This is a genomic window from Microbacterium sp. Marseille-Q6648, from assembly GCF_943181415.1.
GTDB lineage: Bacteria > Actinomycetota > Actinomycetes > Actinomycetales > Microbacteriaceae > Microbacterium.
Genome location: NZ_CALPBZ010000001.1, coordinates 389,758 through 408,945 on the forward strand (window position 1 = coordinate 389,758; position 19,188 = coordinate 408,945).

19 protein-coding genes are annotated in these 19,188 nt (G+C 71.7%); all 19 read right to left on the bottom strand.

All coding sequences use genetic code 11. The annotated features are described in order from the left end of the window. Nucleotides 1-31 precede the first annotated feature (31 nt). The 19 genes from NFR93_RS01850 to pyrR all read right to left on the bottom strand — a co-directional run bounded on the left by NFR93_RS01850 (nucleotide 32) and on the right by pyrR (nucleotide 19,130). Nucleotides 32-637 carry a Trp biosynthesis-associated membrane protein gene (locus NFR93_RS01850; RefSeq protein WP_251449630.1) on the bottom strand — a complete coding sequence of 202 codons (606 nt, stop codon included), beginning with the start codon at nucleotides 635-637 and terminating at the stop codon, nucleotides 32-34. Next, nucleotides 634-987 (bottom strand): phosphoribosyl-AMP cyclohydrolase, encoded by a 354-nt coding sequence (gene hisI / locus NFR93_RS01855; protein WP_251449631.1) that lies wholly within the window; start codon nucleotides 985-987, stop codon nucleotides 634-636. Before hisI ends, NFR93_RS01850 begins: the two co-directional genes overlap by 4 nt. After that, nucleotides 984-1,760: an imidazole glycerol phosphate synthase subunit HisF gene (hisF, locus tag NFR93_RS01860; RefSeq protein WP_251449632.1), complete on the bottom strand. Its 777-nt coding sequence runs from the start codon at nucleotides 1,758-1,760 to the stop codon at nucleotides 984-986. Before hisF ends, hisI begins: the two co-directional genes overlap by 4 nt. Next, the gene (hisG, locus tag NFR93_RS01865; RefSeq protein ID WP_251449633.1) at nucleotides 1,760-2,602 is read right to left on the bottom strand and encodes an ATP phosphoribosyltransferase; all 843 of its coding nucleotides are present in this window, start codon (nucleotides 2,600-2,602) and stop codon (nucleotides 1,760-1,762) included. Before hisG ends, hisF begins: the two co-directional genes overlap by 1 nt. A 37-nt stretch (nucleotides 2,603-2,639) precedes the next feature. Next, nucleotides 2,640-2,903 carry a phosphoribosyl-ATP diphosphatase gene (locus NFR93_RS01870; RefSeq protein ID WP_251449634.1) on the bottom strand — a complete coding sequence of 88 codons (264 nt, stop codon included), beginning with the start codon at nucleotides 2,901-2,903 and terminating at the stop codon, nucleotides 2,640-2,642. A 60-nt stretch (nucleotides 2,904-2,963) separates the two neighbouring features. Beyond that, a complete protein-coding gene (gene rpe, locus NFR93_RS01875) occupies nucleotides 2,964-3,656 on the bottom strand; it encodes a ribulose-phosphate 3-epimerase (protein WP_285814530.1) in 693 nt (230 codons plus the stop codon). 48 nt (nucleotides 3,657-3,704) lie between these two features. Continuing rightward, the gene (locus NFR93_RS01880) at nucleotides 3,705-5,066 is read right to left on the bottom strand and encodes an RsmB/NOP family class I SAM-dependent RNA methyltransferase (RefSeq protein WP_353049892.1); all 1,362 of its coding nucleotides are present in this window, start codon (nucleotides 5,064-5,066) and stop codon (nucleotides 3,705-3,707) included. Nucleotides 5,067-5,071: 5 nt separating this feature from the next. Beyond that, a complete protein-coding gene (gene fmt / locus NFR93_RS01885; RefSeq protein WP_251449636.1) occupies nucleotides 5,072-5,995 on the bottom strand; it encodes a methionyl-tRNA formyltransferase in 924 nt (307 codons plus the stop codon). An 8-nt stretch (nucleotides 5,996-6,003) separates the two neighbouring features. Further along, on the bottom strand, nucleotides 6,004-7,977 hold the full coding sequence (locus tag NFR93_RS01890) for a primosomal protein N' family DNA-binding protein (RefSeq protein WP_251449637.1): 1,974 nt from the start codon (nucleotides 7,975-7,977) through the stop codon (nucleotides 6,004-6,006). A gap of 1 nt (nucleotide 7,978) precedes the next feature. After that, on the bottom strand, nucleotides 7,979-9,172 hold the full coding sequence (gene metK, locus NFR93_RS01895; protein ID WP_251449638.1) for a methionine adenosyltransferase: 1,194 nt from the start codon (nucleotides 9,170-9,172) through the stop codon (nucleotides 7,979-7,981). Nucleotides 9,173-9,285: 113 nt separating this feature from the next. After that, on the bottom strand, nucleotides 9,286-9,540 hold the full coding sequence (rpoZ, locus tag NFR93_RS01900; protein WP_276179910.1) for a DNA-directed RNA polymerase subunit omega: 255 nt from the start codon (nucleotides 9,538-9,540) through the stop codon (nucleotides 9,286-9,288). A 64-nt stretch (nucleotides 9,541-9,604) separates the two neighbouring features. Then, nucleotides 9,605-10,528, bottom strand: a complete 924-nt coding sequence (gmk, locus tag NFR93_RS01905) for a guanylate kinase (protein ID WP_251449639.1) — start codon at nucleotides 10,526-10,528, stop codon at nucleotides 9,605-9,607. Beyond that, nucleotides 10,521-11,381: an orotidine-5'-phosphate decarboxylase gene (gene pyrF, locus NFR93_RS01910; RefSeq protein WP_251449640.1), complete on the bottom strand. Its 861-nt coding sequence runs from the start codon at nucleotides 11,379-11,381 to the stop codon at nucleotides 10,521-10,523. Before pyrF ends, gmk begins: the two co-directional genes overlap by 8 nt. Beyond that, a complete protein-coding gene (gene carB / locus NFR93_RS01915) occupies nucleotides 11,378-14,665 on the bottom strand; it encodes a carbamoyl-phosphate synthase large subunit (protein ID WP_251449641.1) in 3,288 nt (1,095 codons plus the stop codon). The genes pyrF and carB overlap by 4 nt, the downstream gene beginning before the upstream one ends. Next, nucleotides 14,665-15,828 carry a glutamine-hydrolyzing carbamoyl-phosphate synthase small subunit gene (gene carA / locus NFR93_RS01920; protein WP_251449642.1) on the bottom strand — a complete coding sequence of 388 codons (1,164 nt, stop codon included), beginning with the start codon at nucleotides 15,826-15,828 and terminating at the stop codon, nucleotides 14,665-14,667. The genes carB and carA overlap by 1 nt, the downstream gene beginning before the upstream one ends. Beyond that, a complete protein-coding gene (locus tag NFR93_RS01925) occupies nucleotides 15,825-16,331 on the bottom strand; it encodes a PH-like domain-containing protein (RefSeq protein WP_251449643.1) in 507 nt (168 codons plus the stop codon). The genes carA and NFR93_RS01925 overlap by 4 nt, the downstream gene beginning before the upstream one ends. Beyond that, nucleotides 16,328-17,638, bottom strand: a complete 1,311-nt coding sequence (locus tag NFR93_RS01930) for a dihydroorotase (protein ID WP_251449644.1) — start codon at nucleotides 17,636-17,638, stop codon at nucleotides 16,328-16,330. Before NFR93_RS01930 ends, NFR93_RS01925 begins: the two co-directional genes overlap by 4 nt. Continuing rightward, nucleotides 17,635-18,603, bottom strand: a complete 969-nt coding sequence (locus tag NFR93_RS01935) for an aspartate carbamoyltransferase catalytic subunit (RefSeq protein WP_251449645.1) — start codon at nucleotides 18,601-18,603, stop codon at nucleotides 17,635-17,637. The genes NFR93_RS01930 and NFR93_RS01935 overlap by 4 nt, the downstream gene beginning before the upstream one ends. Beyond that, a complete protein-coding gene (gene pyrR, locus NFR93_RS01940) occupies nucleotides 18,600-19,130 on the bottom strand; it encodes a bifunctional pyr operon transcriptional regulator/uracil phosphoribosyltransferase PyrR (protein WP_251449646.1) in 531 nt (176 codons plus the stop codon). Before pyrR ends, NFR93_RS01935 begins: the two co-directional genes overlap by 4 nt. Nucleotides 19,131-19,188 lie beyond the last annotated feature (58 nt).

The window sequence follows — 19,188 nt, forward strand, 5'->3', positions numbered from 1 at the left end:
TGTCCTCCGGAAGTGCGCGGGCCCCGCAAGTCTAGCGGGTCGATGAGGTGGGATCCTCGCCCCGGGACAGGTCGTCCCACGAGTCGATGGCGTCGTGCGGGCGCGACGACGCGGCGTCCTCGTCGCGCGGCGCAGGGCCGGTCCGGTACCGCCGATCGCTCGCGGCCCAGTGATGCGCGGTCACGAGCACGAAGGCGCCGGCCGCCAGGAGCAGCATCCCGCAGACCAGTGAGATCGCGGGCCACGGCGTGGCGGCGATGTCGGAGACGAGGTCCGAGACGGCGCCGATGCCGGTGATGCCGGTCGCCTCCGTCACGGCGGCGGCGACCGACTGCACGGGCGGGTCGACGACGACAGGCCAGACGAGGGCGAGCAGCGCGCCGCCGATGAGCGCGCAGAGGACGCCGAACGCGTAGCGGAGGATCGGCCCCGCGATGGACAGCGCCGCTCCCAGTGCCAGAGCCGCGAGGTTCAGCGGCGTGAGCAGGGCCACGGCGTCGGCGCCGGCGACCTGCAGCGGCTCGGAGGCGCCGTCGCGCAGTGTGGCGGAGAGCCACACCTGTGTGGACGAGATGACGCCGAGGGCTGCCGCGGCCAGGATGACCAGGACGGCGATCAGGCGCGCGCGTCGATTCACGGTGCGGTGAAGGGGTCGAGGTCGTCGGCGTCGAAGCACGTGCGCGTGCCGGTGTGGCAGGCGACCCCCACCTGGTCGACGGTGATCAGCACGGCATCGCCGTCGCAGTCGAGCCGCGCTCCTCGCACCAGCTGGATGTGGCCGGAGGTGTCGCCCTTGCGCCAGTACTCGCGCCGGGATCGCGACCAGAAGGTCACGCGTCCCTCGGTGAGGGTGCGGCGCAGGGCCTCGGCGTCCATCCAGCCCAGCATGAGCACCTCGCCGCTGTCCCACTGCTGGATGATGGCGGCGACCAGTCCGTCGGCGTTGAACGCGACGCGCTCGATGCGCTCCTGCACGGTGCCGCTCACGCCGCCACCACCTCGCGCACGTCGATGCCGTCGGCGCGCATCGCGGCCTTGACGTCGCCGACGGTGAGCTGTCCGGAGTGGAAGACGGATGCCGCCAGGACCGCGTCCGCCCCCGCCGAGATCGCCGGACCGAAATGCTCCGCGCTGCCGGCTCCTCCCGACGCGATCACGGGGACGCTGGAGACCTCGCGCATGAGGGCGACGAGCTCCAGGTCGAAACCCTGCTTCGTCCCGTCGGCGTCGATCGAGTTCACCAGCAGTTCCCCTGCGCCCCGCTCGATGGCTTCGCGCGCCCAGGCCAGCGCATCCAGGGCCGTCTCGGTGCGACCGCCGTGTGTGGTCACGACGAACCCCGAGTCCGTCGTGGGCGATCGCTTGACGTCCAGCGACAGCACGAGCACCTGCGCGCCGAAGCGGTCCGCGATCTCGTCGAGGAGGGCGGGGCGCGCGATGGCGGCCGAGTTCACCCCGATCTTGTCCGCACCCACGCCCAGGAGACGCGCGACGTCCTCGGTGGTGCGCACCCCTCCCCCGACGGTGAGCGGGATGAAGACCTCTTCCGCCGTGCGGCGGACGACGTCGTAGGTGGTCGCCCGCTCGTCGACGGTCGCGGTCACGTCGAGGAACGTGAGCTCGTCGGCACCCTGACGGAAGTATTCGCGAGCCAGTTCGACCGGGTCGCCCATATCGCGGAGGTTCTCGAAATTGACGCCCTTCACCACGCGACCGGCGGCCACGTCGAGGCACGGGATGACCCGGCAGACGAGGCTCATCAGAGTCTCGCGTTGTGGATCGCGGTCACCAGGATCGCCCGGGCGCCGATGGCGTAGAGGTCGTCCATCACCTTGTTGACGCTCTTACGGGCGACCATGACCCGCACCGCGACCCACTCCGGGTCGCGCAGCGGCGAGATGGTCGGGGACTCGATGCCCCCCGCGATCGCGACCGCTTCGTCGACCAGGGATGCCGGCAGGTCGTAGTCGACCATGACGTAGCGCCGGGCGACCATCACCCCGCGGAGCCTGCGCAGCAGCGTCTCGGTGCCGTCGGCGTCGGTCGGGCCGGCGATGAGCACGGCCTCGGATTTCAGGATCTCGGGCCCGAAGACCTCGAGCCCGGCCTGACGGAGGGTGGTGCCGGTCTCGACCACGTCGGCGATCGCGTCGGCCACGCCGAGGCGGACCGCGGATTCCACCGCGCCGTCGAGGGGGACGAGGTCCACTGCCACGCCGTGGGAGTCCAGGAAGGAGTCCACCAGCCCGGGGTAGGACGTGGCGATGCGGACGCCGTCGAGGTCGGTCAGTTCGCGGAAGCGGCCGGGCGGGGCGGCGAAGCGGAAGGTCGACCCGGCGAAGCCCAGGGCCTCGATCTCGCGGGCACCGGGCATGCGGGCGTCGCGGAGCAGATCCCGTCCGGTGATGCCGACGTCGAGGGCGCCGGAGCCGACGTAGGTGGCGATGTCCTTCGGGCGCAGATAGAAGAACTCGACCTCGTTGACCGGGTCGATGATGTGCAGGTCCTTGGGGTCCCGGCGTCCGGTGTAACCGGCCTCGGAGAGCATGTCCGAGGCGGTTTCGGCGAGTGATCCCTTGTTGGGCACGGCGATGCGCAGCATGGTTCGGCTTTCTCGTTCGTGGCGGGCGGGAGGCGGCTCAGAGATGTCGGTAGACATCCTCGAGGCTCAGGCCCTTGGCCAGCATGAGCACCTGCAGGTGGTAGAGCAGCTGCGAGATCTCCTCGGCGGCGGCATCCGAGGATTCGTACTCGGCGGCCATCCACACCTCGGCGGCCTCTTCGACGATCTTCTTGCCGATGGCGTGGACGCCGGCGTCGAGCTGCGCGACGGTTCCCGATCCCTCGGGCCGCTCGGCCGCTTTGGCGGAGAGCTCCGCGAACAGTGCGTCGAACGTCTTCACCCTGCAAGGGTAGCGAACGGCGCGCCGCGCCCGCGCCGCGCCCGCGCCGCGTGACGCCCGTCAGTGCCGGTGGTGGCGTTCGGCGGCGGCGCGCAGTCCCGAGATCGCCGACTCGGGATCGTCGGCGCCGAAGACGGCGGAGCCGGCCACGAAGGTGTCGGCGCCCGCCTCGGCCGCCTGCGCGATCGTCGATTCTCCGATGCCCCCATCCACCTGCAGCCACACCGACGAGCCGCGGGTACGCGCTTCGTCGGCCAGGAGGCGCAGCTTCGGCATCGTCTCGGGCATGAAGGACTGCCCCCCGAATCCGGGTTCGACCGTCATGACCAGGATCTGATCGAACTCGTTGAGCACGTCGAAGAGTCCTTCGACGGGCGTCCCGGGCTTCACGGCGACGCCGGCGCGCGCTCCCCGCGCGCGAAGGGCACGGGCGAGGGCGACGGGCTCGGCCGCAGCCTCGAGGTGGAACGTGACCGACGCGGCGCCGAGCTCGGCGTACTCCGGGGCCCACCGGTCCGGGGAGTCGATCATCAGGTGGACGTCCAGCGGAACGGGGCTGGTCTGCTGTATGCGCTCGACCATCTGGGGTCCGAATGTGAGGTTCGGCACGAAGTGGTTGTCCATCACATCGACATGGACGAAGTCCGCCGCGGCGATGCGGGCGAGCTCTGCCTGCATGTTCACGAAGTCGGCCGCGAGGATGCTGGGGTTGATGCGGATGCCGTCGTCCCGGGTCTCTTCGCGATGTCGCACGCGTCCATTATGACCGAGCCCGGCATCCGCCCCGGGCCGGCAGACACCTCACACGCGCTGGAGCAGCGAGATCGACATGGCGTCGGTGCCGTGGCGGTGCGGCCACAGCTGCGCGCGTCCGGACCCGTCCTTCTGCGCCGGGAGGTCGAGCTCGCCGACGCTCGCGGTGGCGACGGCGTCGCGCGCCGACAGCTCGGTCGCGGCTGCGCCCCACTCCCGCCTGACCTCCGCGACGACCGCCGCGGTCTCTGCCAGGTGCGGTGAACAGGTCACGTAGGCGACGACGCCACCCGGCGCGAGCGCCCCGAGAGCGGCGCTGAGGAGCCCCGTCTGCAGGCTCGACAGCTCCGGGACGTCGGCGGGCGACTTGCGCCACCGCGCTTCCGGACGTCGCCGGAGGGCGCCCAGGCCCGTGCAGGGCGCGTCCACGAGGATGCGGTCGTAGGTGCCCGGGGCTGCTTCCGCCCGCACCCGACCGTCCTGCTCCGACACCGGGATGTCGGAGGGGATGCCGGCGACCGCCCGCCGGACCAGGCCCGCGCGGGCGGGTGAGATCTCGTTCGCCTCGAGGCGGGCGCCGTGCGCGAGAGCCTCGGCAGCGAGCACCGCCGTCTTGCCGCCGGGGCCGGCGCACAGATCGAGCCACCGCTCGCCGCTGCGCACCGGGGCGAAGCGGGTGAGGGCGAGCGCGGCCAGCTGCGATCCTTCGTCCTGAACGCGCACGCGACCCTCGGACGCGGTCACCGTCGCCTCGGGGTCGCCGCCGCCGAGCCGGAAGCCCAGCGGTGAGTAGGCCGTGCGGCGGACGTCCGCGGGGACCTCGGCCAGGCCGGGAAGGGCTGCCATCGTCACGCGCGGCGAGATGTTGTCGGCGCTCAGGAGCGCTTCGAGTTCGTCTGCCCGTCCCTCGGCGGCCAGTGCGCGACGGAAGGCGCGCACCACCCAGACGGGATGCGAGTAGACCAGGCCGAGGCGCTCGTCGTCCGAGCGGGCGGTCTCGGCGACGCGGGTCATCCACTCCCCCGGCGTGTCGCGGGCGATCCGCCGCAGGACGGCGTTGGCGAAGCCGGCGGGTCCGCGGCCGAGCACGGTGCGCGCCAGCTCGACGGACTCGTTGACGGCCGCGTGGCTGGCCACACGCGTGGCCAGCAGCTGGTGGACTCCCAGGCGCAGGGCGTCCAGCACCTCCGGGTCGATCTCGAGGACGCTGCGTTCGGCGGCGATCCCGATGATCGCGTCGTACGTGCCCTGCCGTCGAAGCGTGCCGTAGGTGAGCTCGGTCGCGAGTCCTGCGTCGGCGGTCGACAGACCGGCCCGCTCGATGGCCTTCGGCAGCAGCAGGTTCGCGTAGGCGTCCGACTCGTGCACGGCGCGGAGGGTGTCGAAGGCGACGCGGCGCGCCTGGCTCACGCGGCTCACGATCCGGCCACCGGGTCGGGCGTGCGCAGGCCCCGCCACCAGTCGGCGGCGTTCATCATGCCCTTGCCCGCGGGCTGGACCGCGCGCAGCACGACCGGGTCGGTGCCTGTTCCCACGAGGACCTCACGGCCGTGCAAGGCCATCGAGCCGGGCGCGAGGGTCGGGCTGTCGGCGGGCGCGGACGTCGCCGCGCCGATCTTGAGCCGGACGCCGTCGATGGTGGTGTGGGCGCCGGGTTCGGGGGTCACGCCGCGCACGCGGGCGAGCACGGCATGGCTCGTGTCGTGCCAGCGGATACGTGCATCCTCGAGTGTGAGCTTGGGCGCGAGGGTCGGCGCGCCCGTTTGGGGCGTGGCCACGGCGGTGCCGGCCGCGATGCCGTCGACGACGTCGGCGAGGACGTCCGCTCCGAGGACGGCCAGATCGGCCAAGAGGTCGGATGCCGTCGCGTCGGACGGGATGGGAACGCGGCTCTCGGCGAAGACGTCACCGGCGTCGAGCTCGGGCACGAGCTGGAAGACACTGGCGCCGGTCTCGGTGTCTCCGGCGATCAGGGCGTGCTGCACCGGGGCGGCGCCGCGCCAGCGCGGCAGGAGGGAGAAGTGGAGGTTGATCCAGCCGTATGCGGGCGCGGACAGCAGGGGCTCGCGCACGAGACCGCCGTAGGCCACGATGACCCCCAGATCCGGGGTGGTGGCGGCGATGCGCGCAGCGGCGTCGGCGTCGAGCCTGTCGGTCTTGATGACCGGGATCCCGAGTTCGGCGGCGGTGGTGGCGACGGGCGACGGTGTCAGCACCCGTCTGCGTCCGAGCGGTGCGTCCCGGCGACTGACCACGGCGACCACCTCGTGCGGCGAGGCCGCCAGGCGGCGGAGGGAGGGGACGGCCGCTTGGGGCGTCCCGGCGAACACGAGGCGCATGTGGCTCCTCACACGTCGAGATCGGGCACGTCGACCCGCACTCTGAGTGTATTGCGGGGGCCGGGCGGGCGACCCTTCGCCCGCCGTGCGGCCAGGGCGTCCGAGACGACCGCGGCGCGCAGGCTCTGGGTCACGCGTGCTCCCACAGCGTAGTCGAATCGCAGGACGGCCCGGATCCCGGTGTCGGTGGCCACCGGCCCCAGCACATCGCCGTCCGAGAGTTCGGGGACATCGTGGCGAAGGGCCGCCACGGCGGTGTCCACCGCCGCTCGGGCGCCCTCGACGACGGCGACCCGCACGGTCGGCGGCATCCTCAGCTCCGCGCGATCGGCCAGCTCCGCGCGCGCGTAGGCGGCGTGCGTCCAGGTGGCCAGCGCGCGGGCGACGGGGCCGGCCACCCCCACCAGGTGCACGGGAGCCCCCCGGGCGGCCAGGGCGGCGGCTGCCGACCACCATCGCAGGCACGACTCTCCGATCCGGAGGTCCTCGGCCATCAGCATCCGTTCGCCGTCCAGCAGGATGACCGCGCGATACCCGCCTGCCGCCAGGGGCTCGGCGCCGCGGGTGGCGATGACCAGCGCCGGCCGCTCGTCGACGTGCGAGACCGGATGATCGCCGTCGGCGACGATCACCCGGATGCCGGGGAATGCGCGGCCGAGCTCGTCCGCGGTCCGCTCGCTGCCGGCGGAGGCCATGCGCACGCGCGTGGATCGGCAGTGGGGGCACGCCCACCCGGTCGCGGTTCGGCCGCACCACGAGCACTCCGGGGCTGCGCCCGGCCGGGCCGCGCGCAGCTGGCCGGCGCAGTGCGCGCAGCGTGACGGGCGGCGGCACTCCGCGCACACCAGGACCGGCGCGTATCCCGGCCGCGCGACCTGGAACAGCACCGGTCCGGTCGCGAGGGCCTCCCGGGCCGCGGCGTAGGCGCTCGAGGGCACACGCTGGCCCCGCGTCTCGCCCTCGCGCGTGGCGCTCAGCACGACCCGCGGCGTCACGCGGCGCGCCGCGGGGATGTCCTCCACCCACCCGAGGAGGACCAGCCGTTCGACATCGGTGGTGCGGGAGTGTCCCGCCAGCAGCAGGGCACTTCCCTCCATCCCCTGCCGCACCAGCGCCGCATCCCTGGCGTGGACGCCGGGGCTGAGCGGCTCGTCGAGAAGCGGGTCGCCGTCGTCCCAGACGACCACCAGCCCGCAGTCGTGAGCGGGCGCGTAGACCGCCGAGCGGTTGCCGAGCACGATGCAGGGCGCCGCGGCCAGCGTGCGCAGATACGCCGCGTAGCGGGCCGGGGACGGCTGGCCGGCGTCGTCGCGCACGAGCGCGTCGGCGGGCACCTGAGGTGCGAGGGCGGCTTCCACCTGGAGGAGATCGCGGTGGTCGGGCACGGCGATGATCGCGCTCCGTCCTCGCGCGAGGGTGTCGACGGCGGCGGCTGCGACCACCAGCGCCCACGCGCCCACGTCCGCGCCCCCGGGCGCCTTCGCCGGGACGGGTGGAGCGTCGACGGCGATGCGACGGCCGGACGCGAGCGCGTCGGCGAGCCCGGGGAAGGCCGACAGCTCGCCGCCCGCCCAGGCGCGGGCCTCGGGACCCACCTCGGGCAGGTCGGGCGCCGGGGCGGCGCGGAAGGCCTTCTCGGCTCGCACCATGCGCTTGGGGATGGCCAGCCGCAGGATGTCGCTGGCCGAGCCGGCTGCCCTGTCGGCGACCCGGCGGGCGAGCTCGTAGAGGCTCGGCGGCAGGACGACGACGTCGGACACGACGGCGTCGAGATCCGACAGCGGCCGATCCCCCGGGTCGTCGTCGACGAGGTCGACGATCCAGCCTTCGACGACCCGCCCGGCCGTGCGCAGCGGCACTTTGACCCTGACCCCCGCACGTGCCGCGTCGGTGAGTTCGGCCGGCACCGCGTAATCGAAGAGACGGTCGAGCTGCGGCAGTGGGGAGTCGATCAGGACGCGCGCGACGCGTCGTGCCGACACGTCAGAGTCCGGCGGCCGCGCGGAGGTCGTCGACGCGGTCGGTGCGCTCCCAGGTGAAGTCGGCCAGGTCGCGGCCGAAGTGGCCGTAGGCGGCGGTCTGCGCGTAGATCGGGCGCAGCAGGTCGAGGTCGTCGATGATCGCCCGCGGACGCAGATCGAACACGTCGAGGATCGCGCGGGTGATCTTCTCGTCCGGCACCCTGCCGGTGCCGAAGGTCTCGACGTACAGCCCGACCGGACGGGCGCGCCCGATCGCATACGCCACCTGCACCTCGAGTCGGTCGGCGAGACCGGCGGCGACGGCGTTCTTGGCGACCCAGCGCATCGCATAGGCGGCTGACCGGTCGACCTTCGAGGGATCCTTGCCGCTGAAGGCGCCTCCCCCGTGACGGGCGGCTCCCCCGTACGTGTCGATGATGATCTTCCGGCCGGTCAGCCCGGCGTCGCCCTTGGGCCCGCCGATCACAAAGGGACCGGCGGGATTGATGATGGGGTCGACGTGGCCGACGTCCAGCCCGGTCTCGGCCAGCACCGGGTCGATCACCTCTGCCTGGACCGCCGCTCGGAGCGCCGCGATGGAGATGTCGGGATGATGCTGGGTGGACAGCACGACGGTCTCGACCGTGCGCGGCACGACGCCGTCGTAGCCGACGGTGACCTGCGTCTTGCCGTCGGGGCGGAGGAACGGCAGCGCGCCGGACCGGCGCGCGCCGGCCAGGCGCTCGGCGATGCGATGAGCGGTCCAGATCGCGACGGGCATCAGCTGGGGGGTCTCGTTCGTGGCGTAGCCGAACATGATCCCCTGGTCGCCGGCACCCAGGGCGTCGAGTGGATCCGCGGACCCCTGCTCCCGGTGCTCGATGGCGGTGTCCACGCCGGTGGCGATGTCGCTGGACTGCTCGCCGATCGACACGCTCACGCCGCACGAGTCGCCGTCGAAGCCGGTCTCGCTGGAGGTGTAGCCGATGCGGTTGACGACATCCCGGACGATGCCCGCGATGTCGACGTAGCCGTCGGTGCGCACTTCGCCGGCCACGTGCACGAGTCCCGTCGTCACCAGCGTCTCGACGGCGACGCGGCTGTCACGGTCGACGTGCAGCAGTGCGTCGAGGATGCTGTCCGAGATCTGGTCGCAGATCTTGTCGGGGTGTCCTTCGGTGACGGACTCGGACGTGAAGAGGCGAAGTGCGGACATCGAGGCTCCCGGGTCGTGGCGGGGGGGTGGAGATCGGTACGAGTATGCCGCGAACGTGCGACACCGCCGGACCCGGCGCCTGCGGCGTCACGGCTCCGACGGTGTCGGCGGGATCACTCGGCGCTGCGCAGGCGCAGCTTGTCCTCGTGGATCTCGTGCATGGCGATCGTGAGGGGCTTGTCCTCGACGGTGGAGTCCACGAGCGGACCCACGTTGTCGAAGAGGTTGCCCTCGTGGAGGTCGGAGTAGTAGTCGTTGATCTGACGGGCGCGCTTGGCGGCGTAGATCACCAGCTGGTACTTCGAGTCGACCTTCTCGAGAAGGCTGTCGATGGGGGGCTCGATGATGCCCTGGTTCGTTCCGGCCATGGCGAAACCTCCTGGTTCGGGCTCCGTGGACGAGGTCCGGGAGCCGGTGGAAATCGGCGGCGTGTCAGGCGCGCGACAGGGGACGCGCGGGCGCCTGGGCCAATTCTACGACCTCTCGGGCCGCGTCGGCGACGTCGGCGTTGACCACGCGGTAGTCGAACTCGCTCTGGGCGGCCAGTTCCCCCTTGGCGGTGCGGAGTCTGCGGGCCCGTTCCTCAGGCCCCTCGGTGCCGCGACCGACCAGACGATGGACCAGTTCGTCCCAGCTCGGCGGCAGGAGGAACACCAGCGTCGCGGACGGCTCGGCCTCGCGGACCTGACGCGCCCCCTGCAGGTCGATCTCGAGCAGCGCGGTGCGGCCGTCCGCCAGCGCGCGCTCGATGGGCCCGCGCGGCGTGCCGTAGCGGTGCGCGTTGTGCACGGTCGCCCACTCGAGCAGCTCACCCTCCGCGATGAGACGGTCGAACTCGGCGTCGTCGACGAAGTAGTAGTGCTCCCCATCGACCTCGCCGGGGCGCGGCGCGCGGGTCGTCGCCGACACCGACAGATGGATGTCGGGGTGGTGCGCTTTGATGTGCGCCGCGACGGTGCCCTTTCCGACGGCCGTGGGGCCTGCCAGCACGACCAGGCGACTGCGGCCGCCGCGGGGCTGGAGCTCGGGCCACCGTTCGTCGAGGAATCGCTGCAGGTCGGTGCGCTGACGCGAGCCGAGCCCACCGAGGCGTTTGACGGGCGAGATCTGCAGCTCCTGCAGGATGCGGTCGCGCTTGCCCTCGCCGATCGCCGGGATGCTGGTGAGGAACTCCGTCACCCGCATCGCCCCCGCGGGGGCGTCGGGCTCGGCGAGTGCGCGGCGCAGCAGCTCCTGCGGGGTGATCACCCGCATGGACACGTCCTTCTTCAGCGACGCCCGTGCGCGTCGCGCGGCTACCGCGCGACGCGACGCGGCGGCGCGGTCGACATCGGGCGGGGTGCGGGCGTCAGCCATCGTGATGCTCCCGGTAGAGGGCGGCGCGCTCGTCGATGCGAGCGGCGAGGGCGGTCGGGCCGGCCGAGAGGATGCTGCGGCTCTCGGACGCGACGACATTGCCGGCCAGGGCGCCGAACAGCGAGTGCAGCTCGTGGGGCTCCGCGCCCTGAGCGCCGAATCCCGGGGCCAGCAGCGGCGTCGCGCGCAGCACCTCGTCGGTGAGTCCGAACTCTGCGCGGTCGACGGTGGCGCCCACGACGAGCCCGACGGGGCCGAGTCCTCCGTCGAAGGCGGCTGAGCCGTTGACCCACGACACGTCGCGCGCCACCCGCTGGGCGACGGTCTGCCCCTCGGTGGAGGCCACGTCGATCGGGTGGGCGCTCTGCAGGGCGGCGGCTTCGGGGTTGCTCGTCGCGGCGAGGACGAAGACGCCCTTGCCGTGTCGGACCGCGAGGGTGAGGGTCTCCCGCAGGGAGTCCGCTCCGAGGTAGGGGCTCACCGTGAGCGCGTCCGACTCGAGGGGGGACCCCGGCTCCAGCCATGCGGCGGCGTACGCGGCCATCGTGCTGCCGATGTCGCCGCGCTTGGCGTCCGAGATCGTCAGGAGCCCGGCGTCGCGGGCGGCGGCGAGCGTGGCCTCGAGGGCGGCGTAGCCCTCGGATCCGAATCGTTCGAAGAACGCCACCTGGGGCTTCACGACGCCGACCCGCCCCGCCGCGGCCTCGACGGTCCGCAGTGCGAACTCCCGGACACCGTCCGCCGACACCGCCAGCCCCCACTGCTCGAGCAGGTGCGGGTGCGGGTCGATGCCGACGCAGAGCGGGCCGTGCCGGTCGAGCGCGCTGCGCAGCCGCGCGGCGAATCCCGTCACAGCCGGCCTGCTCGCTCGACGGCGTACTCCTGCAGGCTCTTGACGTCGAAGCCCTCGCGCAGCACGGGAAGGGCGCTCACCGCGGCGCCGAGCACGGCCATGGTCGTGAACAGCGCCTTGTCGCCCGCTACCGCCGCCGCGCGGATCTCGTAGCCGTCCGCACGGGCGAGCCCGCCGCTCGGGGTGTTCACGACGATGTCGATCTCGCCGGCGTTGATGAGGTCGACGATGTTCTGCTCCCCCGTCTGCTGTGTCTCGGAGTACTTGCCCACCACACGCACCCGGATGCCGTTTCGGGCCAGGATCTCGGCGGTGCCCTCGGTGGCGACGAGGTCGTAGCCCAGCTCCTGAAGCCGGTGCGCCGGAAGGATGACAGCCCGCTTGTCGCTGTCGGCCACCGAGATGAAGACGGTTCCCTCCAGCGGCATCCCGCCGTAGGCCGCCTCCTGCGACTTCGCGAACGCCGTCGGGAAGTCGCGGTCGATGCCCATGACCTCGCCGGTCGAGCGCATCTCCGGCCCGAGGACCGAGTCGACCGTCTGACCGTCCGCGGTGCGGAACCGCTTGAACGGCAGCACCGCCTCCTTGACCGCGACGGGTGCGTCCAGCGGCACGCGCGAGCCGTCCTGCAGCGGCAGCATCCCCTCGTCCTTCAGCTCGGCGATGGTGGACCCCGCCATGATGCGGCTGGCGGCCTTGGCGAGCGGGATGCCGAGCGCCTTCGAGACGAAGGGCACGGTGCGGCTGGCACGAGGGTTGGCCTCGATGACGTAGAGCACGCCGGCGCTGATGGCGAACTGCACGTTGAGCAGCCCCCGGACCCCCACCCCGCGCGCGATGGCGAGGGTCGCGTCGCGGACGCGGTCGATGTCGGTGCGCCCGAGGCTCACCGGCGGCAGCGTGCAGCTGGAGTCGCCGGAGTGGATGCCGGCCTCCTCGAGGTGCTCCATGACGCCCCCGATGTACAGGTCGTCGCCGTCGAACAGCGCGTCCACGTCGATCTCGATGGCGTCGTCGAGGAAGCGGTCGACCAGCAGCGGCAGCCCGGGGCCGATGATGGCCTGATCGGCGATGCGCACGAAGTAGTCGCGCAGGCTCGCCGTGTCGTAGACGATCTCCATGCCGCGGCCGCCGAGGACGAAGCTCGGGCGGACGAGCACCGGGTAGCCGATGTCCTCGGCCACCGCCACCGCTCCGTCGACGTCGATCGCCGTGCCGTGCCGCGGGGCGACGAGACCGGCGGCGTCGAGGATGCCGCTGAACAGGCTCCGCTCCTCGGCGAGGTCGATCGCGGCCGGGCTCGTGCCCAGAATGCGGTAGCCGGCCTCTTCGATGCCTTTGGCCAGGCCCAGCGGCGTCTGGCCGCCCAGCTGGCAGATGACGCCGAGGATACGGCCGGAGCGGGACTCCGCGTGGAGGACCTCCAGCACGTCCTCGAGGGTCAGCGGCTCGAAGTACAGCCGGTCCGAGGTGTCGTAGTCGGTCGACACGGTCTCGGGGTTGCAGTTGACCATGACGGTCTCGAATCCCGCGTCCGCGAGGGCGAACGAGGCGTGCACGCACGAGTAGTCGAACTCCACGCCCTGCCCGATGCGGTTCGGGCCCGAGCCGATGATGACGATCTTCGTGCGCTCGGACGGCGTGACCTCGGTCTCGGCGTCGTAGCTGGAGTAGTGGTACGGCGTGAGGGCCGGGAACTCGCCCGCGCAGGTGTCCACGGTCTTGTACACCGGCCGCAGTCCCAGACCGTGACGGATGCCGCGCACCTCGGCTTCGGCGAGGCCGCGAAGCTGCGCGATCTGGACATCGCTGAACCCGTGGTCCTTGGCGACCCGCAGCGTGTCGGCATCGAGGTCGTCGGCGTCGCGGATGAAGGCCGCGACCTCGTTGATGAGGACGATCTGGTCGAGGAACCACGGGTCGATCGCGGTGGCGTCGAAGAGCTGCTCCGCCGTGGCACCGAGGCGCAGCGCCTGCTGCACCGCGATGATGCGGCCGTCGGTCGGCGTCTTGGCGATCTCGAGCAGCTCCTCCATCGTCAGCGACTGGTCGCCCCAGTGGAAGCTGGAGCCGCGCTTCTCGAGGGACCGCAGCGCCTTCTGCAGCGCCGTGGCGAAGTTGCGGCCGATGGCCATCGCCTCGCCGACGGACTTCATGGTGGTCGTCAGCGTCGTGTCCGCGGCGGGGAACTTCTCGAAGTTGAAGCGCGGAACCTTCACCACGACGTAGTCGAGGGTGGGCTCGAAGCTCGCGGGGGTGACCTTGGTGATGTCGTTGGGGATCTCGTCGAGGCGGTAGCCGATGGCGAGCTTGGCGGCGATCTTGGCGATCGGGAATCCGGTGGCCTTGGAGGCCAGCGCCGACGAGCGCGAGACGCGGGGGTTCATCTCGATGACGATGACGCGTCCGGTCGCGGGGTCGACCGCGAACTGGATGTTGCAGCCGCCGGTGTCGACGCCGACGGCGCGGATGATGTCGATGCCGATGTCGCGGAGCTCTTGGTACTCGCGGTCGGTGAGGGTGAGCGCAGGGGCGACGGTGATCGAGTCGCCCGTGTGGACGCCGACGGGATCGACGTTCTCGATCGAGCAGACCACGACGGTGTTGTCGGCGGTGTCGCGCATGAGCTCGAGCTCGTACTCCTTCCACCCGAGGATGGACTCCTCCAGGAGCACCTCGGTGGTGGGCGAGTCGCGGAGTCCTGCTCCCGCGATGCGGCGGAGGTCGCGCTCGTCGTACGCGAATCCCGAGCCGAGCCCGCCCATGGTGAAGGAAGGGCGCACCACGAGCGGGTATCCCAGCTCGTCGGCGGCGGCGAGGACCTCGTCCATGGTGTGGGCGATGCGGCTGGCGGCCACGTCGGCTCCGGCATCCAGCACGAGCTGCTTGAAGATCTGGCGGTCCTCGCCCTTGTTGATCGCCTCGAAGCTCGCGCCGATCAGCTCGACGTCGTACTTCTCGAGGATGCCGTGGTTGTGCAGGTCGATCGCGGCGTTCAGCGCCGTCTGTCCGCCGAGGGTGGGAAGGATCGCGTCGGGCTTCTCCTTGGCGATGATCGTCTCGATCACCTGCCAGGTGATCGGCTCGATGTAGGTCGCGTCGGCGAAGTCGGGGTCGGTCATGATCGTCGCCGGGTTGGAGTTGACCAGGATGACGCGCACGCCTTCTTCGCGCAGCACCCGGCAGGCCTGCGTGCCCGAGTAGTCGAACTCGCACGCCTGGCCGATCACGATCGGGCCGGACCCGATGACCAGGACACTGGTGATGTCGTCGCGCTTGGGCATCAGTTCTCGTCCTCCTGGACGTCAGCGACCGTGCCGCGGACGAGGTCAGCGAACCGGTCGAAGAGGTAGTTGGCATCGTGCGGTCCCGCCGCGGCCTCGGGGTGGTACTGCACCGAGAAGGCGGGGATGTCGAGGGCGCGCAGGCCCTCGACGACGTTGTCGTTGAGTCCGACGTGGCTCACCTCGACGCGGCCGTAGCCGCGCGGGCTGTCGAACGAGCCCTCGAGCGGTGCGTCGACGGCGAAGCCGTGGTTGTGCGCGGTGATCTCCACGCGGCCCGTGGAACGGTCGAGCACCGGCTGGTTGATGCCGCGGTGGCCGAAGGGCAGCTTGTAGGTTCCCAGCCCGAGCGCCCGGCCCAGGAGCTGGTTCCCGAAGCAGATGCCGAAGAAGGGCAGGCGCTGATCGAGCACCGCGCGCAGCACCTCGACGTGGGCGTCCGAGGCTGCGGGGTCGCCCGGGCCGTTGGAGTAGAACACGGCGACCGGGTCGATCGCGAGGATGTCTTCGATCGTGGAGGTCTGGGGCAGCACGTGCACGTCGAACCCGCGCGCGGCGAGGTTGTCGACGGTGGCCTGCTTCACGCCGAGGTCGAGCACGGCGAGGTTGCCGATCCGCTCCCCCGTCGCCGGGGTGACCTCAGCAGCGGTCACCGACACCTGGCCCGAGAGGTTCTGGCCCGCCATGGCCGGGGCCTCGCGGACCAGTCGCAGCTGCTCGTCGGCGTCGATCTCCGCTGCCGCACCGGAGAAGATGCCGCCGCGCATGCTGCCCGCCGCACGGATGTGGCGTGTGACGGCCCGCGTGTCGATGCCGGAGATCCCGACGATCCCGTCCGTGTCGAGGGCCTCGTCGAGGGAGTTCTCCGAGCGCCAGTTCGACACCACGCGGGAGGGGTCCCGGACGATGTAGCCGGCCACCCAGATGCGCCGGGATTCGACGTCTTCGGAGTTCATCCCGGTGTTGCCGATGTGCGGTGCCGTCTGCAGCACGATCTGGCCGGCGTAGGAGGGATCCGTGAGGGTCTCCTGGTAGCCGGTCATGCCGGTGGCGAACACCACCTCGCCGAGGGTCGTCCCGACCGCACCGTAGGCGCGGCCGCGGTGGCGGGTGCCGTCCTCCAGGACGAGGACGGCCGGGTCGGACTGGAACAGTGAGGTCATGATTCGGTTCCCGTCGGGGTGGGGAGGATGCCGCGAACGGCGTCCGCGAGAGCGCGGGCCGAGGCATCCTGCGGTCGGAGGTACGAGTCGACGACGGTGTCGTCGTCGATGCGCCACGAAAGTCGCACAAGGCCGTCGCGCTCGACGACACGGTCGATGGCGACGGTGGCCTGAGCCACGTCGGTGATCATCGGCGTGGCAAGGAGCACACGGGGCTGGCCGGTGAGGTCGAGCGCCACGCCGGCCGACGCGATCGTGACATCGGCCCGCGACCGGAAGCCGAGGCCTCGGATCGCCAGCCGCTCCAGGGGCTGGCCATGGCGCGTCGTAGCGACGTAGAGGACGCGGAAGGCCGTCGTGGGACCGCCGTCCGCGGGCAGGTCGCCGTGCGGGGCGCTCAGCCCCGCGTCGCGCCGGGTGCGCCGCCGCCAGGCCCATGCGAGCCCGGCCAGTGCGACGAGCGTGACGGCGACGATGACCAGCAGCGCTCCCTCACGGGTCATGCCCGCACCCCCGGCAGATCGAGCACACGGCCGTCCGCCACCGTCGGGGTGCCGCGGTGAAGCGTCCAGCGCACGTCGCCGGGGAGCTCGCGCCCGAGATACGGGGAGTTGCGGCTGCGTCCGTGCAGGTCGTCCACCGAGAACGCGCGGACCGGTGCGGGATCGTAGAAGGTCAGCGACGCGGGCTGTCCCGAGGTCAGCGGCGTTCCGTGACCCGACAGCCTCCCGATCCGGGCGGGCTCGCGCGACATCACTCGGGCGATGTCTCCCCACGTCATCAGGCCGGTGTCGACCATCGTGGCGTGGACCACCCGCAGCGCGCTCTCGAGACCCACCATGCCATTGGCTGCCGCCTGCCACTCGCAGGCCTTCGCCTCGGCGGGGTGCGGGGCGTGATCGGTCGCGACGATGTCGATCGTCCCGTCCGCCAGCCCCTCGCGCACCGCCAGGACGTCCTCGTGGCGCCGCAGCGGCGGATTGACCTTGAAGCGCGCGTCGTAGCCGCGGGCGGACTCGTCGGTGAGCAGCAGGTGATGGGGTGTCACCTCGGCCGTCACGTCGATGCCCCGCTTCTTGGCCCATCGGATGATGTCCACGGATCCGGCGGTGGAGAGGTGGCAGACGTGAAGACGGGAGCCGACGTGCTCCGCGAGAAGCACATCGCGGGCGATGATGGACTCCTCGGCGACGGCCGGCCATCCTGCCAGTCCGAGCTCGGCCGAGACGGAGCCTTCGTTGAGCTGCGCTCCTTCGGTCAGGCGGGGATCCTGCGCGTGCTGGGCGATGACGCCGTCGAAGGCCTTCACGTACTCCAGGGCGCGGCGCATGATCAGCGGATCCCACACGCAGAAGCCGTCGTCGCTGAACACGCGCACCCGCGCCCGGGAGTCGGCCATCGCGCCGAGCTCCGCCAGGCGTTCGCCCTTCTGCCCGACGGTGACGGCGCCGATCGGCTGAACGGTGACGAATCCTGCGGCCTCGCCGAGTGCGAGCTCCTGCTCGACGACGCCGGCGGTGTCGGCGACCGGCGACGTGTTGGGCATGGCGAACACGGCGGTGTACCCGCCGGCGGCCGCGGCACGCGAGCCGGTGAGCACCGTCTCGGATGCCTCGTACCCGGGCTCGCGCAGGTGGGTGTGCAGGTCGACCAGGCCCGGGAGGGCGATCAGACCGTGCGCGTCCACGACCGTGGCGCCCGCACGCTGGAGGCCGCTGCCGACATCGGCGATGCGGCCGTCTTCGACGAGGATGTCGGCGGCGCCGGATCCCCCCAGCAACGCTCCTCGGAACAGAAGGACCTCGGTCATCGTGCGTCCTCCTTCTCGTCGCGCGCGTCGTTTCCCGCCAGCAGCAGATAGAGCACCGCCATCCGCACCGAGACGCCGTTCGTCACCTGATCGAGCACGGTCGAGCGGGGAGAATCGGCGGCGTCGGCGGAGATCTCCAGGCCGCGGTTCATCGGCCCGGGGTGCATCACAATGCTACCGGGGCCGAGCGCGGCCAACCGACCGGAATCCAGACCCCAGCGGCGCGAATACTCCCGTTCAGTGGGGAAATATGCGGCGTTCATGCGTTCGGCCTGGATGCGCAGCATCATGAGCACGTCGAGCCCGCCGGCGATGGCCTCGTCGAGGTCGTACCGGACCCGGACCGGCCAGGCGGAGACGTCCTGCGGGACGAGGGTGGGCGGGGCCACGAGCGTGACGTCCGCGCCGAGGGCGTCGAGCAGCCACACGTTCGAGCGCGCCACGCGGGAGTGCAGCACGTCTCCCACGATCGTGACCCGTACCCCGGCGAGGTCGCGTCCGCGGCTGTCCGCGCCGTACCGCCGCTTGCGCATGGTGAAGGCGTCCAGCAGCGCCTGGGTCGGATGCTCGTGCGTGCCGTCCCCCGCGTTGACGACTCCGGCGCTGATCCAGCCGCTCGTGGCGAGGGTGCGAGGAGCGCCCGAAGCGCCGTGCCGGATGACGACCGCATCGGCACCGAGTGCCTGCAGGGTCTGGGCGGTGTCCTGCAGCGACTCCCCCTTCGACACGCTCGAGCCCTTGGCCGAGAAGTTGATGACGTCCGCCGACAGTCGTTTGGCGGCCGCCTCGAACGAGATGCGGGTGCGGGTGGAGTCCTCGAAGAACAGGTTGACGACGGTCTTCCCCCGGAGCGTCGGCAGCTTCTTGACCTCGCGCTGCTGCGTGTCGGCCATGTCCTCGGCGACGTCGAGGATGCGGAGCGCTTCGTCGCGGGAGAGGGTGCGGGTGTCGAGCAGATGCCTCATGAGCCGATCGTCACCTCCTCGATGCCGTCCACGTCGCTCAGGCGGACGTTGACGCGTTCGTCACGCGCGCTCGGCAGGTTCTTGCCCACGAAGTCGGGGCGGATGGGGAGCTCGCGGTGTCCGCGGTCGACGAGGATGCCCAGCCGCACCGCCGCCGGGCGCCCGATGTCCTGCAGCGCGTCCAGTGCGGCGCGGATGCTCCGGCCCGAGAACAGCACGTCGTCGACGAGGACGACCGTCCGGCCGTCGATGCCGCTGGCAGGGATCTGCGTGGGCTGCGGCGCGCGCGTCGGATGCCGGTGGAGATCATCGCGGTACATCGTGACGTCGAGCGCGCCGACCGGCGGACGCGTGCCGCTGAACTGCCCGATGAGGTCGGCGATGCGCTCGGCGAGAGTGACACCGCGCGTGGGGATGCCGAGGAGGACGAGGCCGTCGGGACCTTTGTTGGACTCGAGGATCTCGTGCGAGATCCGAGTGAGGGCCCGGGTGATGTCGGCCTGGTGCAGCACGGTGCGCGTGCTCATCCGCCGCTCCCTTCTCCGCCTCACGGGACGGGGTTAAAGGTTGCTGTGGTGCGGGTAC

Excerpts from the sequence above, each read along its gene's own strand:
- carA (WP_251449642.1), bottom strand. The coding sequence starts at position 15,828 with ATGACCTCACTGTTCCAGTCCGACCCGGCCGTCCTCGTCCTGGAGGAC.
- hisG (WP_251449633.1), bottom strand. The coding sequence starts at position 2,602 with ATGCTGCGCATCGCCGTGCCCAACAAGGGATCACTCGCCGAAACCGCC.
- pyrR (WP_251449646.1), bottom strand. The coding sequence starts at position 19,130 with ATGAGCACGCGCACCGTGCTGCACCAGGCCGACATCACCCGGGCCCTC.
- hisF (WP_251449632.1), bottom strand. The coding sequence starts at position 1,760 with ATGAGCCTCGTCTGCCGGGTCATCCCGTGCCTCGACGTGGCCGCCGGT.
- carB (WP_251449641.1), bottom strand. The coding sequence starts at position 14,665 with ATGCCCAAGCGCGACGACATCACCAGTGTCCTGGTCATCGGGTCCGGC.
- NFR93_RS01935 (WP_251449645.1), bottom strand. The coding sequence starts at position 18,603 with ATGAGGCATCTGCTCGACACCCGCACCCTCTCCCGCGACGAAGCGCTC.
- gmk (WP_251449639.1), bottom strand. The coding sequence starts at position 10,528 with ATGGCTGACGCCCGCACCCCGCCCGATGTCGACCGCGCCGCCGCGTCG.
- NFR93_RS01930 (WP_251449644.1), bottom strand. The coding sequence starts at position 17,638 with ATGACCGAGGTCCTTCTGTTCCGAGGAGCGTTGCTGGGGGGATCCGGC.
- NFR93_RS01925 (WP_251449643.1), bottom strand. The coding sequence starts at position 16,331 with ATGACCCGTGAGGGAGCGCTGCTGGTCATCGTCGCCGTCACGCTCGTC.
- fmt (WP_251449636.1), bottom strand. The coding sequence starts at position 5,995 with ATGCGCCTCGTGTTCGCCGGGACGCCCCAAGCGGCCGTCCCCTCCCTC.
- rpoZ (WP_276179910.1), bottom strand. The coding sequence starts at position 9,540 with ATGGCCGGAACGAACCAGGGCATCATCGAGCCCCCCATCGACAGCCTT.
- metK (WP_251449638.1), bottom strand. The coding sequence starts at position 9,172 with ATGTCCGCACTTCGCCTCTTCACGTCCGAGTCCGTCACCGAAGGACAC.